The sequence below is a fragment of the Thiomicrorhabdus hydrogeniphila genome (assembly GCF_054656895.1).
The window spans coordinates 207,438-230,229 of the sequence record NZ_BAAHXL010000001.1; the positions used below are offsets into that span (position 1 = coordinate 207,438).

At 39.1% G+C, this 22,792-nt stretch carries 24 protein-coding genes; 20 read left to right on the forward strand and 4 right to left on the reverse strand.

Annotated features, from left to right (window positions below; all coding sequences use genetic code 11):
* Nucleotides 1–111 precede the first annotated feature (111 nt).
* The 17 genes from mnmG to ubiA all read left to right on the forward strand — a co-directional run bounded on the left by mnmG (nt 112) and on the right by ubiA (nt 14,696).
* Entirely contained in the window at nt 112–2,010 is a 1,899-nt protein-coding gene (gene mnmG / locus ACYQ0E_RS00835) for a tRNA uridine-5-carboxymethylaminomethyl(34) synthesis enzyme MnmG (RefSeq protein ID WP_460186370.1), read from the forward strand.
* 6 nt (nt 2,011–2,016) lie between these two features.
* Nucleotides 2,017–2,670 carry a 16S rRNA (guanine(527)-N(7))-methyltransferase RsmG gene (gene rsmG / locus ACYQ0E_RS00840; RefSeq protein ID WP_460186371.1) on the forward strand — a complete coding sequence of 218 codons (654 nt, stop codon included), beginning with the start codon at nt 2,017–2,019 and terminating at the stop codon, nt 2,668–2,670.
* Nucleotides 2,671–2,698: 28 nt separating this feature from the next.
* The gene (locus ACYQ0E_RS00845) at nt 2,699–3,466 is read left to right on the forward strand and encodes a ParA family protein (RefSeq protein ID WP_460186372.1); all 768 of its coding nucleotides are present in this window, start codon (nt 2,699–2,701) and stop codon (nt 3,464–3,466) included.
* Nucleotides 3,467–3,484: 18 nt separating this feature from the next.
* Complete coding sequence (locus ACYQ0E_RS00850; RefSeq protein ID WP_460186373.1) at nt 3,485–4,354, forward strand: ParB/RepB/Spo0J family partition protein; 870 nt, start codon at nt 3,485–3,487, stop codon at nt 4,352–4,354.
* 249 nt (nt 4,355–4,603) lie between these two features.
* Complete coding sequence (locus tag ACYQ0E_RS00855) at nt 4,604–4,891, forward strand: AtpZ/AtpI family protein (protein ID WP_460186374.1); 288 nt, start codon at nt 4,604–4,606, stop codon at nt 4,889–4,891.
* Nucleotides 4,878–5,234, forward strand: coding sequence for an ATP synthase subunit I (locus tag ACYQ0E_RS00860; protein ID WP_460186375.1), 357 nt, complete (start codon nt 4,878–4,880; stop codon nt 5,232–5,234). The genes ACYQ0E_RS00855 and ACYQ0E_RS00860 overlap by 14 nt, the downstream gene beginning before the upstream one ends.
* A gap of 11 nt (nt 5,235–5,245) precedes the next feature.
* Nucleotides 5,246–6,100, forward strand: coding sequence for a F0F1 ATP synthase subunit A (gene atpB, locus ACYQ0E_RS00865; protein ID WP_460186376.1), 855 nt, complete (start codon nt 5,246–5,248; stop codon nt 6,098–6,100).
* A 150-nt stretch (nt 6,101–6,250) separates the two neighbouring features.
* A complete protein-coding gene (gene atpE, locus ACYQ0E_RS00870; protein ID WP_040727240.1) occupies nt 6,251–6,541 on the forward strand; it encodes a F0F1 ATP synthase subunit C in 291 nt (96 codons plus the stop codon).
* 61 nt (nt 6,542–6,602) lie between these two features.
* Nucleotides 6,603–7,073 carry a F0F1 ATP synthase subunit B gene (locus tag ACYQ0E_RS00875; protein ID WP_460186377.1) on the forward strand — a complete coding sequence of 157 codons (471 nt, stop codon included), beginning with the start codon at nt 6,603–6,605 and terminating at the stop codon, nt 7,071–7,073.
* A 10-nt stretch (nt 7,074–7,083) separates the two neighbouring features.
* On the forward strand, nt 7,084–7,620 hold the full coding sequence (locus tag ACYQ0E_RS00880; RefSeq protein ID WP_460186378.1) for a F0F1 ATP synthase subunit delta: 537 nt from the start codon (nt 7,084–7,086) through the stop codon (nt 7,618–7,620).
* 15 nt (nt 7,621–7,635) lie between these two features.
* Nucleotides 7,636–9,177 (forward strand): F0F1 ATP synthase subunit alpha, encoded by a 1,542-nt coding sequence (gene atpA / locus ACYQ0E_RS00885; RefSeq protein WP_460186379.1) that lies wholly within the window; start codon nt 7,636–7,638, stop codon nt 9,175–9,177.
* A gap of 15 nt (nt 9,178–9,192) precedes the next feature.
* On the forward strand, nt 9,193–10,056 hold the full coding sequence (gene atpG, locus ACYQ0E_RS00890) for a F0F1 ATP synthase subunit gamma (protein ID WP_460186380.1): 864 nt from the start codon (nt 9,193–9,195) through the stop codon (nt 10,054–10,056).
* Nucleotides 10,057–10,084: 28 nt separating this feature from the next.
* Nucleotides 10,085–11,467, forward strand: a complete 1,383-nt coding sequence (atpD, locus tag ACYQ0E_RS00895; protein WP_460188684.1) for a F0F1 ATP synthase subunit beta — start codon at nt 10,085–10,087, stop codon at nt 11,465–11,467.
* Nucleotides 11,468–11,473: 6 nt separating this feature from the next.
* A complete protein-coding gene (locus tag ACYQ0E_RS00900) occupies nt 11,474–11,908 on the forward strand; it encodes a F0F1 ATP synthase subunit epsilon (RefSeq protein WP_460186381.1) in 435 nt (144 codons plus the stop codon).
* A 249-nt stretch (nt 11,909–12,157) separates the two neighbouring features.
* Nucleotides 12,158–13,528: a bifunctional UDP-N-acetylglucosamine diphosphorylase/glucosamine-1-phosphate N-acetyltransferase GlmU gene (gene glmU / locus ACYQ0E_RS00905; RefSeq protein WP_460186382.1), complete on the forward strand. Its 1,371-nt coding sequence runs from the start codon at nt 12,158–12,160 to the stop codon at nt 13,526–13,528.
* A 27-nt stretch (nt 13,529–13,555) separates the two neighbouring features.
* Nucleotides 13,556–13,810: a hypothetical protein gene (locus ACYQ0E_RS00910; protein WP_460186383.1), complete on the forward strand. Its 255-nt coding sequence runs from the start codon at nt 13,556–13,558 to the stop codon at nt 13,808–13,810.
* 28 nt (nt 13,811–13,838) lie between these two features.
* The gene (gene ubiA, locus ACYQ0E_RS00915; RefSeq protein WP_460186384.1) at nt 13,839–14,696 is read left to right on the forward strand and encodes a 4-hydroxybenzoate octaprenyltransferase; all 858 of its coding nucleotides are present in this window, start codon (nt 13,839–13,841) and stop codon (nt 14,694–14,696) included.
* 73 nt (nt 14,697–14,769) lie between these two features.
* Here the strand turns inward: ubiA and ACYQ0E_RS00920 are convergent, their stop codons facing one another.
* A complete protein-coding gene (locus ACYQ0E_RS00920; protein WP_460186385.1) occupies nt 14,770–15,276 on the reverse strand; it encodes a hypothetical protein in 507 nt (168 codons plus the stop codon).
* Between the two features lie 16 nt (nt 15,277–15,292).
* Between ACYQ0E_RS00920 and ACYQ0E_RS00925 the strand changes: the two genes are divergently transcribed.
* Together ACYQ0E_RS00925 and ACYQ0E_RS00930 are read left to right on the forward strand one after the other, a co-directional pair.
* On the forward strand, nt 15,293–16,408 hold the full coding sequence (locus ACYQ0E_RS00925) for a hypothetical protein (RefSeq protein WP_460186386.1): 1,116 nt from the start codon (nt 15,293–15,295) through the stop codon (nt 16,406–16,408).
* Nucleotides 16,409–16,523: 115 nt separating this feature from the next.
* Nucleotides 16,524–17,111, forward strand: a complete 588-nt coding sequence (locus tag ACYQ0E_RS00930) for a rhodanese-like domain-containing protein (RefSeq protein ID WP_460186387.1) — start codon at nt 16,524–16,526, stop codon at nt 17,109–17,111.
* A gap of 145 nt (nt 17,112–17,256) precedes the next feature.
* Here ACYQ0E_RS00930 and ACYQ0E_RS00935 read toward each other — a convergent pair whose 3' ends face one another.
* The gene (locus ACYQ0E_RS00935; protein ID WP_460186388.1) at nt 17,257–17,865 is read right to left on the reverse strand and encodes a chorismate--pyruvate lyase family protein; all 609 of its coding nucleotides are present in this window, start codon (nt 17,863–17,865) and stop codon (nt 17,257–17,259) included.
* Nucleotides 17,866–18,078: 213 nt separating this feature from the next.
* Here ACYQ0E_RS00935 and ACYQ0E_RS00940 point away from each other — a divergent pair, with 213 nt between their 5' ends.
* Nucleotides 18,079–19,278 carry a methyl-accepting chemotaxis protein gene (locus ACYQ0E_RS00940; protein ID WP_460186389.1) on the forward strand — a complete coding sequence of 400 codons (1,200 nt, stop codon included), beginning with the start codon at nt 18,079–18,081 and terminating at the stop codon, nt 19,276–19,278.
* A 160-nt stretch (nt 19,279–19,438) separates the two neighbouring features.
* Here the strand turns inward: ACYQ0E_RS00940 and recG are convergent, their stop codons facing one another.
* A complete protein-coding gene (recG, locus tag ACYQ0E_RS00945; protein WP_460186390.1) occupies nt 19,439–21,511 on the reverse strand; it encodes an ATP-dependent DNA helicase RecG in 2,073 nt (690 codons plus the stop codon).
* Nucleotides 21,512–21,643: 132 nt separating this feature from the next.
* The gene (locus tag ACYQ0E_RS00950; protein WP_460186391.1) at nt 21,644–22,510 is read right to left on the reverse strand and encodes an HDOD domain-containing protein; all 867 of its coding nucleotides are present in this window, start codon (nt 22,508–22,510) and stop codon (nt 21,644–21,646) included.
* Between the last annotated feature and the right edge of the window lie 282 nt (nt 22,511–22,792).

Genomic DNA, 22,792 nt, shown 5'->3' on the forward strand with positions numbered 1-22,792 from the left:
TGGTTAAAATATCAATACTGTTATACGGTTTTATTTATGGAGATGTTTTGCCTTTGCTTATAACTCGTGCAAAGGTCTCTCAAAGCTGTATCAGTGCTTTAAAGGTGCGTTATGAGTTCTGCATATTCTACATATGATGTAATTGTTGTTGGTGGTGGACATGCGGGTACCGAAGCCGCTTTAGCATCAGCTCGAATGGGGTTAAATACCCTTTTATTGACTCATAACATTGATACCTTAGGGCAAATGTCATGCAATCCAGCCATTGGTGGTATTGGCAAAGGCCATTTGGTTAAAGAGATTGATGCCATGGGCGGTGCTATGGCAATGGCCATTGACGAAGCTGGGATTCAGTTTCGTATTTTAAACGCCTCAAAAGGTCCTGCTGTAAGAGCAACGCGCGCTCAAGCCGACCGCGTATTGTATCGTCAAGCGATTCGTATGCGTTTAGAGAATCAAGAGAACTTAACGATTTTTCAACAACCTGTTGAAGATATGATTTTAGATGGCGATTCAATTCGTGGCGTTATGACTAAAATTGGATTAGCGTTTTACGCCAGCCAAGTCGTTTTAACGGCTGGAACATTTTTAGCAGGCCGTATTCATATTGGGTTACAAAACTATCAAGGTGGCAGAGCGGGGGATGAACCCGCTAATCGTTTGGCTGAAAAACTCCGTGAGCTCAATTTACCCGTTGGCCGTTTAAAAACGGGTACGCCACCCAGAATTGATGCCAGAACCGTTAACTTTGAAGCCATGCAGATTCAACCTGGTGATGATCCTGTTCCAGTTTTCTCATACATGGGCAAAGCGTCTATGCACCCACAGCAAATGCCTTGCTATATCACGTACACCAATACTAAAACGCACGATACCATTATGGCTTCACTTGATAAATCACCCATGTATTCTGATCAGGGTGAAATTGACAGTGTTGGTCCAAGATATTGCCCATCTATTGAAGATAAGGTGATGCGTTTTGCAGATAAAGACAAGCATCAAGTGTTTATTGAGCCAGAAGGTTTAACCACTAATGAACTTTATCCAAACGGTATATCAACCAGTTTACCGTTTGAAACGCAATTACAAATTGTGCACTCAATGGCAGGTTTAGAGAACGCCAAAATCATGCGCCCAGGTTACGCGATTGAGTATGACTTTTTTGACCCTCGCGGTTTAAAACCAACTCTTGAAACACAAGCCATTAATGGTTTGTATTTTGCAGGGCAAATTAATGGCACAACCGGTTATGAAGAAGCGGCTGCCCAAGGTTTATTGGCAGGTATTAATGCGGCACGTCGAGCTCAAAATAAAGAGGCCTGGTACCCACGTAGAGATGAAGCCTATTTGGGTGTATTGGTCGATGACTTAATTACGATGGGTACCAATGAACCCTACCGTATGTTTACCTCAAGAGCTGAATACCGTCTTATGTTGCGTGAAGATAATGCAGATCAACGTTTAACACCAGTAGCACGAGAAATGGGCTTGGTTGACGACAATCGTTGGTGTGCTTATGAAAACAAATTAGAAAGCTTAGAGAAAGAAGTTCAACGACTCAAAGACACTTGGATTTATCCATCACATTCGGAAGCTAAAAAAGCAGAAGAATTAATGGATTTACCTCTAAGTAAAGAACAAACTCTGTTTGATTTACTTAAACGCCCCAATGTGGCGTATAACGCCTTAGCAACGTTAGATGTATTTGGTGATGGTGTTGAAAATGAGGGCGTGATAGATCAAATTGAGATAGAAGCAAAATATTCAGGCTATATTGAGCGCCAAACACAACAGATTGATAAGATGAAAAGATCTGAGTCGGTTAAAATTCCAGATGATTTAGATTTAGATAAAATTTCAGGTTTATCAAATGAAGTGAAACAGAAATTGCGCGATCATAAGCCTGATAATTTAGGTATGGCGGGGCGCATTCAAGGTATTACCCCTGCCGCCGTTTCAATTTTACTCATTGAAATTAAAAAATTTCGTTCACAGAAAAAGCAGGCCTAATAGAGTATGGACCACCTTAAAAGCCTTTTGGTTTCAGGCGTGACGACATTAGAACTTAATTTAACAGATGATCAAATTGGTAAATTAATGTCGTATTTGACCTTACTACAAAAGTGGAATAAGGTTTACAACTTAACGGCTATACGAGATCCAGAAGAAATGCTGGTTAAGCATTTATTAGACAGTTTAGCTGTCGTGCCTTATATTCAAGGCCAACGAATTATTGACGTGGGTACAGGAGGAGGATTGCCAGGGATTCCTTTGGCCATTTGTTATCCAGATAAGCAAATAGATTTATTAGACAGCAACAGCAAAAAAACGCGTTTTTTAATTCAAGCTAAAGCCGAGTTAGCTTTGGTTAATACCCAGGTGATTCATAGCCGAGTAGAAGAATATAAACCAGAATTTTTATACGATAGCGTCATTTCAAGAGCCTTTGCCTCCATGGAAGATATGTTATTTTGGACGCATCATTTAATTCCTGTTAATGGTGCTTGGTTGGCTATGAAAGGCCAAAAAGAATTTGAAGATTTATCAAAATTAGAAGAGAAATTACCAGGCCTGGTAAAAATAGAAAAAATAAATGAATTACATGTACCTAACTTAAATGCAGAGCGCACTTTAGTTAAAGCTATAAAACAGTCAGAATACCAATCTTAATCAAAAAATCCACTTAGAGGCAAACAGCGTGGGAAGAGTTATTGCAGTAGCAAACCAAAAAGGCGGCGTAGGTAAAACCACAACCAGTGTGAACTTGGCAGCCGCATTGGGGCGTTTGGGTAAGAATGTATTATTAGTAGATTTAGACCCGCAAGGAAATGCTACCGTTGCTATTGGCGTTGATAAAGAACAACTTAACGCTTCAATCTTTGAAGTTTTGGTGGGTGAGTTAAAAGCAAAAGCGGCTATTGTTCATGTTGAACAAGCCAATATTGACCTAATGCCCGCTAACGGAGATTTAACGGCGGCCGAAGTCACGCTTCTTGAAGAAGATATGGGGCCTAAAAGAATGCGTAAAGCCTTTAAAAAAGTGCGTGATAATTACGATGTAATTATTATTGATTGCCCACCAACGCTTAATATGTTGACTTTAAATGCCCTTACCGCATCCGACGGCATTGTTGTACCTGTTCAATGTGAATTTTTTGCATTGGAAGGCTTGTCTGCATTGATGGATACGATTGATACGGTGCAAAGTCAGTTAAATGGAACACTGCATATTGATGGCCTGCTTAGAACCATGCATGACCGTCGTAACAACCTTGCTAATGATGTGTCCAATGAATTGGTGACACACTTTGGAATGAAGGTTTTGCAAACCATTATTCCACGTAATGTTCGGCTAGCAGAAGCCCCAAGTTACGGGGAATCAATACTTGACTATGACGCAACGTCAAATGGTGCAATTGCATACCTAGCACTTGCCAATGAATTAATTCGTAAAACCCAGTTATAACTATAAAGGTAGAGTTTCGTGGTAAAAAAACGTTCAGGAATGGGAAATCGCGGCATACATGCGATGCTTGGCGCAAAACAAAAATCAGAAAACAGTAGTGCTGATTTACGTATTGAGAAATTACCTGTTGATCAGCTTCAACCAGGTCAATATCAACCAAGACAACAATTTTCAGAAACCGCTCTTAAAGAATTAGCCGACTCTATTAAAGTTCAAGGTGTTGTTCAGCCAATAATTGTACGTCCAATTGGTACAGATAAATATGAAATTATAGCGGGTGAAAGACGTTGGAGAGCATCAAAACTTGCAGGGCTAGACAAGGTGCCAGTTGTTATTCGCCAAGCGGATAGCCAAGCCACGTTAGCCATGGCACTTATTGAAAATATTCAGCGTGAAGATCTTAACCCTATAGAAACCGCTATTGGGTTAAAACGATTACTAAAAGAATTTGATTTAACACAGCAAACTGTCGCCGATGCCGTTGGACGATCACGTGCTGCAGTATCAAACTTATTGCGTTTACTTAAACTGCCAGAAAATATCCAAACCGCCTTACATCAAGGATTAATTAGCATGGGTCATGCCCGCGCTATTATTAGTCTGCCTGAAGATGCTCAACAAGCTCTCGCTGACAAAGCAATTGAAAAAGGTTGGTCTGTAAGAGAAATGGAAGAGGCGGCTCAACAAATATTAGTCCCTAAAAAACTGATTACAGAAGCTAAAAAACGCGCTATTCCTAATATAGAACAGGTTATGCAATCTCAAAATGTATTGGCTGATAAGTTGGGTGCAAATGTCAAAATTAACCACAAAGAAAATGGCCGTGGGAAAATTGAAATAAGCTACAGTGATTTGGAAGAACTGAATAGATTAATGAAATTATTTTAATTTTTTTAAAAAATATTGATATTAATAAAATTTATTACCCAAGCTAGCAATTACCTAATTTACTTACTTATGTTGTGTTTATTTAAAATTAAATCACACTATATGGTTAGCAGAACTGATAATGGTATAAAAAAACTAAAATATCAGCTATATAGGCTAGCTTTTAAGCCGATAAAACATTATCATGAGCGCCCATTTAGGTTGAACTTAGTTCAATGAAAACGTATTATTAACAGAGTTTGCCATAAGGTGAGTGAATTGCAGCAAGATAAAGATAAAAAAAATAAAGCTGCGCAACCATCACCAGCCGTGAATTATTTACTGCTAAGTGCAGGTTCAATATTCACCTCAATGTTAATAGCAGGTTTTTTGGTTGGATACGCCATAGACCAAATATTTGAAACAACACCAATATTTATGTTGTTGTGCGCCGTATTAGGTTTTGTTGGTGGTATGCAAAAAGTACACAGATTAACAAGTAGGCTTAACCATGTAGAGCCTGTAAATCAAGAGAAGCAAGACAGTGAAAAATCTTGATAAAGCCATAAAAATACAAGCCATGATTGGCTTGGTTATGGTAATGATTTACAGTCTGTTAGGCCAACCCGTTGGGGCAGCGTACGGAATGCTTATTGGAATGATTAATGTATGGATGCTAACGTACACATTTCAAAAAGCAAGTACGACAGAAGACCCTAAAAACGGGATTTTAGTTTTATATATGAGTGCAGTGATTAGATTTGTTCTATTAGCTGTGTTATTTGTTTTGGGGCTGTCTTTTCTTGATAAGAGTGAAGCCTTTCCTGTTGTCATTACCTTTGTGTTAATGCAGCTTGGAAAGCTTTTCGATTTGAAAGGTAAAAGACGTTTGACTGATTAAGGAGTAGACCCTTGAGTGCTGAAAAGATGGGAACTGTCGAGTATATTCAACATCACTTGACTAACAATACACTCGCTTTAAATGCTGAGGCACAAGAAGCAATTGATAAAGGACAAATGACGTTTTGGGCATTAAACCTTGACACAATTGCTGTAAGTCTTTTATTAGGCGCATTGATTATATTTGTGGCTGCACGTTTAGGTAAGCAATTAGAGTCTGGTACGCCAGGTGGCTTTCAGAACTTTGTAGAATCTGTTTTAGATTTCGTTTCTACAAATGTCAGGGATGCATTCCCAGGGCATAATCCACTTATTGCTCCGTTAGCATTAACAATCTTTATTTGGGTTTGGTTAATGAACTTCATGGATTTAATTCCAGTAGATCTAATTCCGTACTTATTTCAAATTGTGACAGGTGATGCTCATGCTCATCTGAAGATAGTACCGACAACAGATTTGAATACAACATTGGGTATGGCCGCAGTTGTGTTTGCACTGATTCTGTACTACAACATTAAAATTAAAGGTGTAGTAGGCTTCGCTAAGATGTTCCTATTTCACCCATTCGGAAAGTTCTTCATTCCAGTAAACGTTGTAATGACGTTAATTGAAGAAGTTTCTAAACCTCTATCTCTTGCTCTGCGTTTGTTCGGTAACATGTTCGCAGGGGAATTGGTATTCCTACTGATCGCTTTGATTGGTGGAACATTAGCAGTGGGTGCCGCTGCCCTATTCTGGGCACCGTTACAAGTTCTATTAGATTTAGGTTGGTTGATTTTCCACTTATTGGTAATCACTCTTCAAGCCTTCATCTTTATGGTGCTAACAATTGTTTACTTAGGTATGGCTCACGACGAAGGTCACTAGGTCTCTAAGTAGCAATGATAAGAATAGGCGGCTCAGTGTAGAAGTACACTGAGCCACCAAGGGTTTAAGCGCACCTACTAAGTGTCTAGAATACTGAGTAAAAAGCTTTTTATTAACTTTTAATTTTTAACTTAACTTTGGAGAAAATCGATGGAAGTAACTGCTACTATGATTGCTGATATCTATTCTGCAACTGCAATTGGTGTAGGTGTAATTTTGGCTGCGGCTGGTTTAGGTTCGGCAATTGGTTGGGGTCTTATTTGTTCTAAGACTCTTGAAGGGATTGCTCGTCAACCAGAAATGCGTCCAGCATTAATGACTAATATGTTCATTTTTGCTGGTTTGATGGAATCTTTCCCATTCATCATCCTAGCATTCGCAATGTGGTTCTTATTTGCTAACCCATTCGTTGGTGCAATGCAAGCTGCTATTGGTGCATAACCCTTAGTATGCTTTAACTGTACTACTTATTTAATTAATAACGAATGGCGAGGTAACCACTGTGAGTATTAACGCAACGCTTCTCATCCAGATTATTGCATTTATTGCTTTAATTTGGTTTGTGAACAAGGTGCTGTGGGGGCCGCTTTCTAAGCTAATGGAAGATCGTCAGAAAAGAATTGCTGACGGACTTTCTGCCGCTGAGAAAGGTAAGCATGAACTTGAGTTAGCTGAACAGAAGGCTAAAGAAGTCTTAAAAGAAGCTAAATCTCAAGCTCAAAACGTACTAAGTCAAGCTGAAAAGCGTGGTTCTGAAATCGTAGAAGATGCGAAAGTAAAAGCCACTGAAGAAGCTGACCGTATTAAAGCTTCCGCCCAAGCAGAAATAGAGCAAGAAGTTAGTCGTGCGAGAGAAGATCTTCGTAAAGAAGTTGCATCAATTGCAATTTCTGGTGCAGAGAAAATTCTAGCAAAAGAAGTTGATGCTGCTGCGCATAACGACATGCTTGAAGCCTTAGTAAAACAGATCTAAGGATAACTCTATGGCAGAATTAATGACAATTGCAAGACCTTACGCTGAAGCAGTTTTTGCTCTTAGTTTAGAAGAGCAAAACTTAGCGGGCTGGTCCGAACAACTTGCAAACTTAGCAACTATCACAAGTGATGATGCTATGGCTGCAATGTTGAATAACCCATCTTACACAGAAGAAAGTATTATCTCTGTATATGAAGGTGTTATGGGAGACAGCTTGACTAAAGAAGGCAAAAACCTTCTAGCTGCAATGGCTGAACATAAACGTTTGAATACGTTACCTGAAGTTGCTGAAGCTTTTGAAGCTTTAAAAGCAGTTGAAGAGAAACGTGTTCGTGCAACGGTGATTTCAGCAAGAAAAGCGACTGTCGAGCAGAAGAAAAAATTAAGTGCTGCTTTAAATGCTAAGTTTGATGCTGAAGTAGAAATCAACTATGAAGTTGATGACTCACTAATAGCAGGAATTAAAATTATTGTGGGTGACTGGGCTATTGATGGTTCAGCGTTATCACAACTAAACAAACTTGGCGCAGCAATCGCCCAATAATGGAGAGGAACAAACATGCAATTGAATGCCTCTGAAATCAGCAGCCTGATCAAAGACCGTATTAAAGGTTTTGACGGTTCAGCTGAGTCTGGCAGTGAAGGTACTGTTGTTAGCATAGCTGACGGTATTGTACTTGTTCACGGTGTATCAGATGTGATGTATGGTGAGATGGTTCAATTCGACGAGAACACTTTTGGTATGGCGCTTAACTTAGAGCGCGATTCTGTAGGTGTTGTTGTACTTGGAGAATATACCCATATCTCTGAAGGTGACAAAGTTACCTGTACTGGTCGCATCTTAGAAGTACCAGTTGGTCCAGAAATGAACGGTCGTGTTGTAGACGCATTAGGTCGTCCAATCGATGGTAAAGGTCCAATTGATACTAAGGTTACTTCACCTATCGAGCGTATCGCTCCTGGTGTAATTGACCGTCAATCAGTTGATCAGCCAATGATGACTGGTATTAAATCAATCGATTCTATGATTCCAGTAGGACGTGGACAACGTGAGTTAATCATCGGTGACCGTCAAACTGGTAAGACTGCAATCGCTATCGATGCAATTATTTCACAAAAGAATACTGGCGTGAAATGTGTATACGTTGCGATGGGTCAAAAAGCATCTACAGTAAATAACGTAGCGCGTAAATTAGAAGAATACGGTGCAATGGAGAACACAGTGATTGTTGCGGCTAACGCTTCTGATCCTGCTGCGCTTCAATACATGGCAGCTTATGCCGGTTGTGCGATGGGTGAATACTATCGTGACCGTGGTGAAGATGCGTTAATCATCTATGATGATTTAACAAAACAAGCCCAAGCATACCGTCAAGTATCATTATTACTTCGTCGTCCTCCTGGACGTGAAGCATTCCCTGGTGATGTATTCTATCTACATTCTCGTTTACTTGAGCGTGCAGCTCGTGTATCTGCGGATTATGTTGAAAAATTTACTAACGGTGAAGTAAAAGGTAAAACTGGTTCATTAACAGCATTACCAATTATTGAAACACAAGCGGGTGACGTATCTGCGTTTGTACCTACTAACGTTATCTCGATTACTGATGGTCAGATTTTCCTTGAAACAGGCTTGTTCTCTCAAGGTATCCGTCCTGCGGTAAATGCTGGTCTTTCTGTATCACGTGTTGGTGGTGCTGCTCAGACTAAAGCAATCAAGAAACTTGGTGGTGGTATTCGTTTAGACTTAGCACAATACCGTGAACTAGCGGCATTTGCTCAGTTTGCATCAGATTTAGATGCAGCGACAAAAGCACAGTTAGAGCGTGGTAAACGTGTAACTGAACTTATGAAGCAAAAGCAATTCTTCCCACTTACTATTGCAGAAATGGCCGTGTCATTATATGCCGCTAACGAAGGTTACTTAGATGATGTTGAAGTCTCTAAAGTACTTGAATTTGAAGCAGCATTACATGCATACCTAAATTCTGAACACGCTTCGGTTGCTGATGCGATCAATGCTAAAGGCGGATGGGATGATGAAATCATCTCTGGCGTTAAAGCTTGCATCGAATCATTCAAAGCAAACGGCGTTTACTAAGATAAGGGGTAGGCCATGGCAGGCGGTAGTAAAGAAATACGAGCCAAGATTGGCTCCGTAACAAATACCAAAAAAATCACTAAAGCCATGGAAATGGTTGCGGCGTCTAAAATGCGTAAAGCGCAAGCTCGCATGGAAGCGACGAAACCATACGTCGAAAAAGTGAAGAGAGTCATTAGCCATGTTGCTGGTTCACATCCTGAGTATAAGCATCCTTATACTCAAGTACGTGATCAAGTTAAACGTGTTGCTATTATTATGATCTCTTCTGATCGAGGTCTATGTGGTGGTTTAAACTCAAACTTATTCCGTAAGTCTCTTCCTATGCTTAAGCAATGGAAAGAGCAAGGTGTTGAAGTTGAGCTTGCATTAGTTGGGAACAAAGCACAAACATTCTTCCGTAGTTACGGTGGTAATGTTGTTGCAACTGTTTCTGACTTAGGCGACGCACCTCATATTGAGGACTTAGTTGGTACCATTAAAGTTGTTTTAGACAAATTTGATGAGGGTGAAGTTGATGAAGTTTATTTAGCTGCAAATGCTTTTGTGAACACAATGACACAAGATCCAACTATTAGTAAATTAGTACCTCTAGAGGCTGAACAAAAAACAGACGCTGGACATTGGGATTATTTATATGAACCTGATGCCAAAACGGCATTAGATACATTAATGCGTCGTTATGTTGAAGCAACTGTATTTGGTTCAGTAGTAGAAAATTCAGCTTGTGAGCAAGGTGCTCGAATGGTTGCAATGAAATCTGCTACTGATAATGCAGGCGATATGATCAATGACTTGAAACTGTCTTACAACAAGGCACGTCAAGCAGCGATCACTGCTGAAATTTCAGAAATTGTTGCTGGTACTGCAGCCGTATAAGTTTGATAGTTTCAATAAAAGGTTAAAGATTATGAACGGAAAAATAGTACAAATCATCGGCGCGGTAATCGACGTCGAGTTTAAAGGTGCTGATTTACCAAAGATCTATGACGCGTTAAAAGTTGAAGAGCTAGACCTAACTCTAGAAGTTCAACAACAAATCGGTGATGATACTGTTCGCGCTATCGCGATGGGTTCATCTGATGGTTTAAAGCGTGGCATGGCTGTTACAAATACTGGCGAAGCTATTTCTGTACCAGTAGGTAAAGCAACGCTAGGTCGTATCTTCAATGTTCTAGGTGATGCAATTGATAATGCAGGACCAGTTGAAGCAGAACAAAAGAATGTTATTCACCGTGAAGCTCCAGCATTTGATGAATTAGCAGCTTCTCAAGAACTTCTTGAGACAGGTGTTAAAGTTATCGACCTTATTTGCCCATTCGCTAAGGGTGGTAAAGTAGGTTTATTTGGTGGTGCCGGTGTTGGTAAAACTGTAAACATGATGGAACTTATTCGTAACATCGCGATCGAACACTCAGGTTACTCAGTATTTGCTGGTGTAGGTGAGCGTACTCGTGAAGGTAACGATTTCTATTATGAAATGGAAGAGTCAGGAGTACTTGATAAAGTTGCTCTTGTTTATGGTCAGATGAATGAGCCTCCAGGTAACCGTCTACGTGTTGCCCTTACAGGTTTAACAATGGCTGAGTTCTTCCGTGACGAAGGTCGTGATATCCTGTTCTTCGTAGATAACATCTACCGTTATACACTTGCTGGTACGGAAGTATCTGCATTGTTAGGTCGTTTGCCATCTGCGGTAGGTTACCAGCCAACTCTTGCACAAGAGATGGGTCAGGTACAAGAGCGTATTACTTCAACTAAAACAGGTTCTATCACATCTATCCAAGCGGTATACGTACCTGCGGATGACTTGACTGACCCTGCTCCTGCTACTACATTTGCTCACTTAGACGCGACTGTTGTATTGAATCGTAGTATCGCTGAAACAGGTATTTATCCTGCAATCGATCCACTAGATTCAACTTCACGTCAACTTGATCCATTAGTTGTTGGTCAAGAGCACTATGATGTAGCTCGTAACGTTCAGCAAACGCTACAACGTTATAAAGAGTTGAAAGATATTATTGCCATTTTAGGTATGGATGAACTTTCAGAAGAAGATCGCTCATTAGTAGCACGTGCACGTAAAATGCAACGTTTCTTCTCTCAACCATATTTCGTAGCTAAAGTATTCACTGGTGAAGATGGACGTTATGTTCCATTAAAAGAAACTATTCGTGGTTTCAAAATGATCGCAAGTGGTGAAATGGACGATGTTGCAGAGCAAGCATTTATGTACGCTGGTGACATTGACGAAGTTCTAGAAAAAGCGAAAAAATACCAAGGGTAATTAATTATGGCAGTCTCAATGCAAGTAGATATTGTAAGTGCAGAAGGTGAAATTTTCTCAGGTAAAGCTGAGATGCTTTATGCACAGGCTGCCGATGGTGAGGTAGGTGTTATGCCTCACCATACCCAGTTTCTAAGCTCTTTGAAGCCTGGAACAGTCCGTGTTGTAAGCGGCGATGAAGAAGATCACTTCTACATCAGCGGTGGCATTATCGAAATCCAGCCAAGTGTGGTAACCGTTCTTGCGGATACTGCTATTCGTGCTGCTGATTTAGATGAAGCTGAAGCGAATGCAGCTAAACAGCGTGCTGAAGATGCAATGACCAATGCTAAATCTGAGACCGACATTGCTCGTGCTCAAGTAGAGTTAGCAGAAGCCGTTGCTCAAATACAAGCAATCTCGAAACTTCGTGATCGTTTGCATAAAACTGGGTTGGCTTAATTCTTACCCTAATGAAAAAGCGGCTTACAAGCCGCTTTTTTTTTCTTTGTTGATTATTTGTGTCGCTTGCGGGCAATCTCTTCGTCAACGACGTGTCGTGTAGTTCACTACACTCACTTACGTTTCCTTGACCTTGCTCCACAATCAACTACAACTAATCTAACAAATACATCTATTTTGCTTAAAGAATATTTATGTAAGAAAATGCTTTTTTATATAAATATTTTTGTTTCTAAGGAATATAAAGCTATGGCTTTAAAAGTTGTTATTCTTGCTGCGGGTAAAGGTACTCGTATGCGTTCTAAGTTGCCTAAGGTACTTCAACCATTAGCTCAAAAGTCACTTTTACAACATGTAATCGATACTGCAGAATCTTTGCATTCAGATTCGGTTATTACGGTCATTGGTCATGGTGCTGAGTTGGTTGAACAGCGTGTTAATGGTGATAACCTTAGCTTTGTTATGCAAGAACAACAATTGGGTACAGGGCATGCTGTGCAAATGGCTACACATTTGATTGATACTGACGATACGGTATTAATTTTATACGGTGATGTACCGCTTACTTCACTGCAAACTTTGCAAGATTTATTGTCTTTAGTTTCATCTGAAAACCCTCTTGCATTACTAACCATTAACTTGAATAACCCAACTGGCTATGGCCGTATTGTGCGTAATCAACACAGTGTCGTGCAGGCGATTGTTGAGCAAAAAGATGCCTCAGTAGAGCAACTGTTAATTGATGAAGTCAATACCGGTATTATGGCTGTTAAAGGCCAGCAACTTAATGATTGGTTATCGCAATTAAGCAGTGATAATGCTCAGGGTGAATACTATCTAACCGATATTATTGCTATGGCGGTTAATGATGGCTTTACAGTACAAACCACACAACCCACTTCTGAGATTGAAGTTTTAGGCGTGAACGATAAGGTTCAGTTACAAGATTTAGAACGTCGTTATCAAAAACAACAAGCCATTCAATTGATGCAAGCAGGTGTAACCTTAATTGATGCAAATCGTATTGATATTCGTGGTGAAGTTATTGCGCAAGTGGATATTGAAATTGACGTAAATTGCATTTTAGAAGGCCTGGTCACTTTAGGTGAAAACGTGACAATTGGCGCTAATTGCATCTTAAAAAACGTCACAATAGCAGATGGCACCGTTATTCACCCATTTAGCCATCTTGAAGACTGCATAGTTGGCAAAGATTGTATTATTGGCCCTTATGCCCGTTTACGCCCAGGTACAGAATTAGGTAATGAAGCTAAAATTGGTAACTTTGTCGAAACCAAAAAAGCCATTATTGGTGAAGGTTCTAAGGTCAATCATTTAAGCTATATTGGCGATACGGATATGGGCAAAGGGGTTAATATTGGTGCTGGTACCATTACCTGTAATTACGACGGTGTAAATAAACATAAAACCATTATTGGTGACCGTGTATTTGTGGGTTCCGATAGCCAGTTGGTTGCGCCCGTACAAATTGGTGATGATGCCACAATTGGTGCCGGCTCTACCATTACCAAAGATGCACCAGAAGCACAATTAACACTTTCACGATCAAAACAGTTAACCATTTCAACTTGGCAGAAACCTGTTAAAAAGAATAAATAATAGCCATCTAAGCTTTTAGGATAAGCCATGAAACATTTTCAAATCGAAGGTAAACTCTGCGAGCCATTTAAAAAAGAGATGGCAAACCAGGCCTGGCAAATTACACATCAAGATGTTGGGCAAACAGAATTGCTTGCTTACGGTTATGTGATTGCTTGGCAAAAAGAGAATAACAAAGTGTTATTAAATTATTCAGATAGACAAGGCCAAGTACAAGCTAATCTAGAAATCTCACCCGTAATTTACGATGAGATTATGATAATGATACAAAACCTAGATTAAATTAATATAAAGACCTCTCAAGCACCCTATGAATAAAATACGTTCGTACATTGCTCTAACTCGATTAAATCGTCCTGTGGGCACTTATTTGGTGTTGTGGCCAGCTTTATGGGCGCTATGGTTGGCTTCTGATGGAATGCCATCCTTTTATTTGTTATTTGTGTTTGTATTTGGCGCAATATTGATGCGTTCCGCCGGATGTGTAATTAATGACTTTGCCGACCGCAATTTTGATGGCCACGTGGAACGTACCTGTAATAGACCGCTTGCATCGGGCGAAATTTCTGCCAAAGCGGCATTAGTGTTTTTTGGCGTGCTTTGTTTAATCGCATTTGGTTTAGTGTTAACGCTTAATAGTCTTACCGTTTACCTCTCATTTGGCGCGGTCTTTTTGGCCGCACTTTATCCCTTTATGAAACGCCACACCTATTGGCCACAAGCCTTTTTAGGCGCGGCGTTTGCCTGGGCCATTCCTATGGCATTTGCGGCTGTTCAAAATGACGTACCCTGGCAAGTTTGGCCAATCTTTGCGGCCACCATGATTTGGTCACTCATTTATGACACCGCCTATGCCGTTGGCGATAAAAAAGACGATTTAAAAATTGGCGTAAAATCCACCGCTATTTTATTTGCAGACAAACTGGTACCGATCACCGCATTTTTTCAGTTAATCATGTTGTTATTATTGGTATGGGTAGGTTTTTTATTTAGTTTAAGCGCAATCTATTTTACAGGCCTGGTCATTGTCGCAGCATGGTTTATCTATGATTTAAAACGTCTTGCCCAACATGACGATAAAATTGCTTTTACCGTGTTTATTCAAAATCATTGGATTGGGGTGATTGTATTACTGGGTATTGTTTTAGATCTCGCTTATTCTCATTAAAACTAGCGTAAAATTTACTTTTACCAGGCCTAGTAAAAGCGAAAAGAATCATGAATTTCAAAAACAGTTAAATTTACTGCAAACGGGTTTCTTTAGGGACTTCTAAAATGGGATCTATATCTAGCGTCCAGTCTGCAGCATCAAGTGCTTGAGAAAATATCTTGATGAGTGGGCCAAGTAGATCTGCATGATAGGGCAAAATAATGCCTTGACCTTTTTCTGGTTCAAGCGCTAACTGAGCATTACCTGTATACATCTCTTTAAAGGCAATTTTAGCCAATAATATTGGGGTTTCGCCCAATGGATACTTTGGATCTTCAGGGGTTTGGTATTCGCTTTGAAAATCACCAATAAGTTGTGTTTTTTCAGTTTCCATTTGCTGTACTTGACTCGCTTTATCATCAAACAGGGTTTTACCCGTTGTAGGGTGTTGACCATGTAAAACGGGAATAAGGATATTCATAAAACGACGGGTTATCCATGCAAGATAAACCTGTTCATTGAGTGTTTTTATTTTTAAGAGTATTCTGTCTTCAGCAGGAAAATAAGTTGCTTGGATTTGATTGATTTTATCGCTCATAAATTAGGTTCGTTTCATGTTATTAAAAGACAGTATATTGCATAGAGTTAAGCGACCTATTATAAAAGGTTTATTTTGCTTAAGTGCGTTAATCTCTACGGTCAGTTTAGCAGATGAGCAAACATCTCAAACAAGGTCTAATCAAAATGAATCAGACAGCGTTATTGAAGATAAACCTAGCAAAATAGAAGATGACAAACCATTACTAGAAAAAATACCCAGCTCACAACTTCAATATTACCTCAGCAATTTATCAAAAACCCAGTCTTATGTTGGCAACTATGTACAATCGTTTGGTGAGGGAATAGACCGTTTTTTTGGCAGTAAAGATTTGGATGCTGTGTATAAGGGTAATCAAATTATTGTGTACACGCCGTTTACTATTTACAGCAAAGGTTCTAATTCCGGAGGTGTGAATTATAGAGCGCAAATCGATTTACCAAAAACGAATCATAGATGGAAAATTTTAGTTTCTTCTTTTGATGAAGAAGAATTGAATCAAACCAATAGTTTAAACAGCATTAGCAGTACGCCACGTTCAAGCAGTAATGCCACTAATCCCAATGATTCCGAAAACTCTTTAGCGGGACGGTTTTTATTGGGCGATTCTAAGAATATGTTTAGCCAAATCGATATCGGTTTAAAGTTTATTAACTATATTGAACCTAATCCGTACGCTAAATACAAAGTACGTTATATAAAAAAAGCGGATAAAGCATTCACTAATCGCGGCACGCAAACGCTGTATTTAGAAAGAGAGAAGGGATTTGCTTGGGAAGGGCAGCATGTTTTCGACTATCAAACGAGTAAAGAATGGGTAACACGTAGCCAAACTACCGCATCTTGGTGGCGTAAAGACCGGCAAGTATTATTGAATCAAAAAGGGGTTTTATTCCAAACGGTATCTCCTTACACCGTTAGGGCTTATTATTTAGATACGAACTGGAGCGCGATTAACGAAGGTGTTACGTTTGAAAATGTTGGAGTGGGGGTAAATGTTAGACAACAGCTGTATAAAAACTGGCTATTTGGTGAAATAGAGCCAAGGGTTACATGGTATGAAAGTGATCACTTTAATGAACCCATTTACAGTTTACGTATGATGCTTGAAATGCGTTTTTATAAATCATAGTTTTTGAAGGGCTTGTTAAAAAGGATTAATTGGGCGCTATACGGCGATATCCTTATAATAAAAATAGGGTTGCAAAAGAGAACCTATAAAAACATATAGCAATGAGGATATTAGTATGACGCTCTTGAAAACAATAAAAATCATGGCATTAACGTTAGCCGTTGTAGGGGTAAATGTTTCTGCAGCAGGGCAAGAAAACCTGCGAATTATGAGTGAAGACCGTGGTGATACTTCTTTTACTGTTAAAGTAAATGGTAAAGATATGGTGATTACTCGTCAAATGACTAAATGCGCCAAAAATTCAGGTTGGTTACAGCCTCTTATTCCAGTTAAAGGCGTACACCCGATTACGGAAATAGAATTGCTGAAAAGCATGAATGATCCTGATTTTATTTTGTTGGATATGCGTGTACAAGATAATTTTGTAGAAGGTACGATTCCTGGTGCCAAGAACATTCCTTATACCGAAGTTTCTATGCGGTTAGATGAGATGGGTTGCTCTAAAACCACTAACGGTAAGTGGGATTGTACAAAGGCTAAAAAAATCGTGGCATTTTGTAATGGCCCGGTTTGCCCACAAAGTCCAATTGCCATTCAAGCATCGGTTCGAGAAGGGTTTCCAGCGGGTAATTTTTACTACTATCGTGGTGGAATGTTAGATTGGGAAGCGCTTGGTTTTCCAACAGTTGAAGGTGATTTTTAAACTGAAGACTTAAATTAAAGTTTGAAAACGGCTGTTACTAATAAAAGGCTCATAATATTGAGCCTTTTTTATATTTAAAAGATTTACCAGGCCTGGTAAAAATACATTTAATTGATTTATTCAACGTTCATAATAAATGACTCTTTTAAGGATTTACCAGGCCTGGTAAAAACACTTCAGTCACTAATAAAGGTGCATTTTGTTGTTTAAAAATAGACCTGCGTGCAAATCCAGGTTGTTTAGCTAGATTTGACATGTTTATATTTTCCATCAAATACGGCCAAAAATCTAAAGTGTTACGAGCAAATTCAAAGTCAGAGCGTTGAATGCTTGGCAACTCAAATAAGACTTCCCCCAAAGGTTTTGTGCCTAAATTTTGTAAATCAAACCACGGATTATCGGGTGATAAATTAGGAATAATTGTGCGAGCATACACCCAGTTCTGCTCATTACATTTTAAAAATATACATCTAACCCAGGCCGCTTCATTTCTTTGCATACCAAGTGCATTAGCTTCACTTAATAATGGTTCTTCTAATTTTTCAGAAATAATGACGACATGTAAACTTGGGCATACTTCTCTTAATTTTGACGTTAAAGAGGTTGGAGTCATTAACCATTTTTGCATGGGCTTGGAGGTTGTAATGCGACTAATGAGTTTGGCGGGTTTCCAAAATTGAGGTAAAACGGAACGCGTAGCACTTTTGTTCTCTTGCATTAAGGTTTTAATTTTAGAGACTCTATCTAAAGGCATATCAGATTCCTAGTGTTTTAAAAAGGGGCTTAAAGTCAGATGTGAAGATTGTAAACCACTCTTACGCTTGCCAGCAAACCAAATTAGCGTATTTTCTTTTAGGGATATAAGTATTTTCTTAATAGATTATGCATGAATTCAAACTTATAGATAAAAATTGGACTCTATATTGCTTTGCATTAAACAATATAGTTTTGTTTAAGGTACAACGTAATGATTTCATTTGATTTTAGTAAGCCCAGTATTTTAAGAAGTATGTTTTTAGCCTTTATGACATTTGGCTTTTTAATGGGGGTGATATTTCCCATTTTTGCCAACCTCTTTGTAGAGTGGAAAGAAGGCATGTTGATGTGGTTTATTCTGTCGTGCATTATTGCCGGTATCAGTATCGGTTTAATCAATTTCTGGTTATTAAATAAAATGCTATTAAGACGCCTACAACGTATTGGAGAGGTGGCTAATGCAATCAGTAATAATGATGTATCACACAAATGTTCTTTGGAAAGCAACGACTTTATTGGTGACATGGCAAATAGCTTTAATTTAATGTCACAAAATTTACGCAATATGATTGAACGTATCGCTCATGTATCGCAACAACTCTCGCTGGCATCTGATGACATGGTTACTGTTACGCAATCTACCCAGTCGGGAGTAGATCAGCAAAAAACAGATACTGATAATGTTGCAAAAGCCGTTGAGATTATGAACCGCGCTGTTGAAGAGATGTCTAGCCAAGCACAAGGTGCTTTAAACTCTGTTGATGAAGCCAATAGCGCAACAGAAAAAGGCAACTTGGTGGTGAATGAAACGGTTATTTCAATTGGAGCTCTGGCTCAGCAAGTTCAAGAAGCGGCTGAAGTAATTAAACGTTTAGAGCACGATAGCGATACTATTGGAAGTATTTTAGATGTCATTAAAGATATCGCTGAGCAAACGAATCTTCTTGCCTTAAATGCGGCAATTGAAGCAGCGCGAGCGGGTGAACATGGTCGTGGTTTTGCCGTTGTGGCCGACGAGGTACGAATTTTAGCCAGCAAAACACAAGAATCCACAATCAAAATAGAATCGACCATCACTCAGCTACAAGAAGCGGCAAGAGAAGCCGTTGGTGTAATGACTTTGGGTAGTAATAAAGCAACCTTAAGTGTTAAGCAAGTTCATGAAGCGGGTTCATCATTAAAAATGATAGAAACGGCAGTAAGCAATATACATAAAATGAACTCACAAATTTTTTATGCCTCAGACAATCAGAAAAAACAAGCAGAATTAGTGGGTAGTAATGTTAAACAAATCAGTAATGTAGCCATTAATGTTTCACATGGAGCACAACAAACCTTTCAGTCCTGTACTCATGTTGGCGATTTATCTGATCAGCTAAGCAAATTAATTGGACAATTTAAAACGAAATAATGACAAGTTTATATTTTTTAATTAAGAGTTTATGTCGCTTTGAGTTAATGCGTACCACTAAAGCGATAAAATGAACTTGCTGAAATAGTAATTTTAATAGAGACCTTTGCACTGAGTGTGGTGCGAATTAAAAAGGTGAAAAAATTTCGTAAAAGAGAAGTTAAGCGTGTTGGTAATCTATTTTATGGCCAACCCAGCGGCTTTGTAATGCATCTACAATTTTTGGATTGTCAGAGACTAATAGACTTGCCCAATGTTGAGCGGTAGGAATCCATTGGCTGTCTCGTTTAAGGTCTGCAATACGGAATTGTAAGCCACCAGTTTGTTTGGTACCGAGTATTTCACCAGGCCCCCTAATTTTTAAATCTTCTTCGGCAATTCTAAAGCCATCCGTGGTGTCTCGCATAATATTTAAGCGGGCTTTACCTGTTTCGGATAGTGGCGCTTGATAAAGTAAAACACAGTGGCTTTGCAAGTCTCCACGTCCTACACGGCCTCTAAGCTGATGAAGTTGAGCCAAGCCTAAACGTTCAGCATTTTCAATAATCATTAAACTGGCATTAGGCACGTTAACGCCCACTTCAATCACGGTTGTGGCTACTAATAAATCAAGTTGATGTTCTTTAAACGCGTTCATGACTAAGGCTTTTTGTTCGCCTTTTAAACGTCCATGAACCAAGCCAACTTTTAAATCTGGCCAATAATCGGAAAATTGCGTGGCAGTGACTTCTGCGGCTTGAGCATGCAATAGTTCAGACTCTTCAATTAACGGACAAACCCAGTAAGCTTGCACCCCATCTTTGCATTTGGCGTAAAGGTGTTCCATCACTTGGTGGCGTTTTTCATTATTTAATACTGCGGTATCAATCGGTTTACGCCCTGGTGGCAGTTCATCTATAACAGATAAATCTAGATCGCCGTAAGCGGTCATAGCTAAGGTTCTTGGGATAGGCGTAGCAGTCATAATTAACTGATGAGTGTGAATGTTTTTGTCACTGTTTTTTTCATGTAGAGCTAAACGCTGATGCACGCCAAAACGGTGTTGTTCATCTATAATTACTAAACCCAGTTTTTTAAATTCAACGGCATCTTGAAAAAGCGCATGCGTCCCTACAATGACGTTGGCTTCTCCTGAAGCGATTTGTGCCAGTTGATAACGTCTTTCTGCTGTTTTCATACGACCATTGAGCCAAGCAACTGGAATATTAAGCGGTTCTAACCACTCTAAAAAAGCATTAAGGTGTTGCTCGGCTAATATTTCTGTTGGCGCCATTATTGCCACTTGATAACCTGCATCTGCCGCTTGAATGGCCGCTAAGGCGGCAATAACGGTTTTACCTGAACCCACATCGCCTTGTACCAGTCTTTGCATTGGATGAGGTTGAGCTAAATCGTGTTGTATCTCTTGTAAAACCCGCTGTTGGGCGTTAGTCAGCATAAACGGTAGACTAGCCAATAAGGCATTGCTGTTTTGGCTTGGCGGTAATGCGGGGGCGAACCGTTTTTGTTCCGTTTGACGTAATAGTTGTAGTCCAGCTTGTTGGCTAATTAACTCCTCTACAATCAAACGTTGTTGTGCAGGATGAGTAAATTGTTTGATTTTGCTTAAGTCATCAGTAGGTTGGGGTTGATGTAAGGTGAGCAAAGCATGATTTAGATCAGGTAGATTTAATTCATTAAGTAACTGTATGGGTAAGAGTTCTTTAAGCGGGTTTTGTTTGAGTAAATCAATCGCTTGATTCATTAGTTTTAATAATGAAACTTGGCCTAATCCTTCTGTTGTAGGGTAGGTCGGGGTGAGCGTGGTTTCTAGCTTTGGAGAGTCGCCAAGGTTAATAAACTGATAACTTGGATGAACCATCTCCAACCCATTAGGGCCAGAGCGAACTTCGCCAAAAACCTGTAAATGCTTACCGCGGGTAAATTGCTGTGCTTGGCGGTAATGAAAATGAAAAAATCGTAAGGTTAAAAAAGCCCCGTTTTCAGATTGAATCTTAACGAGAAGGCTGTTTCTTCTACCACGAGTTAATGCTTGAGAAAATATTTCGCCTTCAACTAAAATTTCGGTTCCAACAAGTGCTTTTTCAATAGCGGTAATTTTGGTTTTGTCTTGGTATCTTATGGGTAAGTGAAACAGTAAATCTTGCACAACAAATAAACCGAGTTTGCTGAGTTTCTCAAGCTGTTTAGCACCCACGCCTTTTAAGTTATCTAAAGAAAGTTCTGCAAGCATAGTCGTGATCTTAATGAAATTTACTAAATTCTATCAAAATCTACCAGGCCTGGTAGAAATGGTTGGAAATAAGCTGAATTTAAAGGATTGAGTTAAAATTCATTAAATGCAATTTTATATCTTGCGCAAAAGCTAGGCTTCTTCGCTTTCAGGAGGAGGTTCTGGAAAAGATAGGAGTTGTTTACCAAGTTCTTTTACTTTTTGTTGAGCTCTTATAACTTGAAGGTTGCTGATGTCTAAACGTTCCATAGAGCGTTTTGCAGATTCTCTAACTTCCTCAGTCACATAGCGAGCATCTTCGGCTTCAGAAACAATCATGCGCGCAATATTTAATAGATTTATCATTTCATAGGCCTGGTTTTCACCTTTGGGACATTTTTGAACATCTTCTTTTTGGAAAAGAATTCCACAGTAAATTGAGTTTTTAACACGCCATTTTTTAGCAACGTAAATGCCAATGTGCGCGCTGGTCGTACGAAACGCTTCAAGCTCCATTTCTGGACATTTGGAAGGGGTCATTAAGCTGGCTAAATAACAGGCTTTGTATCTTTCAGGAGCGTATTGGCTTAATACAATGTAGCCAACGTTATAAAGTAAGCCGTATAGATAGGCATCGCTTGATTTAAAGTCTTTTAGTTTTCTAGAGAGTTCGGCCATTGCGGTGGCTATTTTTACGGCATGATTCACAATAATTTCTGAATCACCTTTAGCCTGAAAACTAAATTCAATGGCACTAGAAAAGAAAATGGTAAAAATACCTTTTGTTCCCAGAGTATCTACGGCCTGTCTAGCCGTTACGATCTCTTTTTTAGCCATAAAGCTCGCGACACTTAGGAATTTTGTAAAAAGCTTTGGATTACGATTAATACACTGAACAATAGTAAGAATATCGGGATCTGGTTTAAACGATTCATTTTGAAGGGTAGATACTTCATTTGAAATTTTTGGCAGCTTAACTTTAGTCAAGATTGATGCCGCTATAGCAAGCTGTTCTTTCATTTACTGTACCATTATCTGTGAACTATATTAAATTGTTATACAACGAGTAGCGTTCTTAAAGTCAGTATTTACCATAATTAAAGTGAATCACTATGCATATGTAATTTTTATTTTAAAGTAAATCATTCTTTAAAGCATATTGAAAAAAATGAACCAGACAACAAAAATACTTATCGTTTAGTTGATTTAATCAATTTTTAAAGGTTTGGTATGTAATTCGCTTAGATAAAATCCAGAAATTAATAATGAATTACTTTACGTGCAAAAGAACATGCTAAGTAG

Coding starts and splice junctions, on each gene's coding strand:
- mnmG (WP_460186370.1), top strand. CDS start 112: ATGAGTTCTGCATATTCTACATATGATGTAATTGTTGTTGGTGGTGGA.
- rsmG (WP_460186371.1), top strand. CDS start 2,017: ATGGACCACCTTAAAAGCCTTTTGGTTTCAGGCGTGACGACATTAGAA.
- atpE (WP_040727240.1), top strand. CDS start 6,251: ATGGAAGTAACTGCTACTATGATTGCTGATATCTATTCTGCAACTGCA.
- ACYQ0E_RS00880 (WP_460186378.1), top strand. CDS start 7,084: ATGGCAGAATTAATGACAATTGCAAGACCTTACGCTGAAGCAGTTTTT.
- atpA (WP_460186379.1), top strand. CDS start 7,636: ATGCAATTGAATGCCTCTGAAATCAGCAGCCTGATCAAAGACCGTATT.
- atpG (WP_460186380.1), top strand. CDS start 9,193: ATGGCAGGCGGTAGTAAAGAAATACGAGCCAAGATTGGCTCCGTAACA.
- ACYQ0E_RS00900 (WP_460186381.1), top strand. CDS start 11,474: ATGGCAGTCTCAATGCAAGTAGATATTGTAAGTGCAGAAGGTGAAATT.
- glmU (WP_460186382.1), top strand. CDS start 12,158: ATGGCTTTAAAAGTTGTTATTCTTGCTGCGGGTAAAGGTACTCGTATG.
- ACYQ0E_RS00910 (WP_460186383.1), top strand. CDS start 13,556: ATGAAACATTTTCAAATCGAAGGTAAACTCTGCGAGCCATTTAAAAAA.
- ubiA (WP_460186384.1), top strand. CDS start 13,839: ATGAATAAAATACGTTCGTACATTGCTCTAACTCGATTAAATCGTCCT.
- ACYQ0E_RS00920 (WP_460186385.1), bottom strand. CDS start 15,276: ATGAGCGATAAAATCAATCAAATCCAAGCAACTTATTTTCCTGCTGAA.
- ACYQ0E_RS00925 (WP_460186386.1), top strand. CDS start 15,293: ATGTTATTAAAAGACAGTATATTGCATAGAGTTAAGCGACCTATTATA.
- ACYQ0E_RS00930 (WP_460186387.1), top strand. CDS start 16,524: ATGACGCTCTTGAAAACAATAAAAATCATGGCATTAACGTTAGCCGTT.
- ACYQ0E_RS00935 (WP_460186388.1), bottom strand. CDS start 17,865: ATGCCTTTAGATAGAGTCTCTAAAATTAAAACCTTAATGCAAGAGAAC.
- ACYQ0E_RS00940 (WP_460186389.1), top strand. CDS start 18,079: ATGATTTCATTTGATTTTAGTAAGCCCAGTATTTTAAGAAGTATGTTT.
- recG (WP_460186390.1), bottom strand. CDS start 21,511: ATGCTTGCAGAACTTTCTTTAGATAACTTAAAAGGCGTGGGTGCTAAA.
- ACYQ0E_RS00950 (WP_460186391.1), bottom strand. CDS start 22,510: ATGAAAGAACAGCTTGCTATAGCGGCATCAATCTTGACTAAAGTTAAG.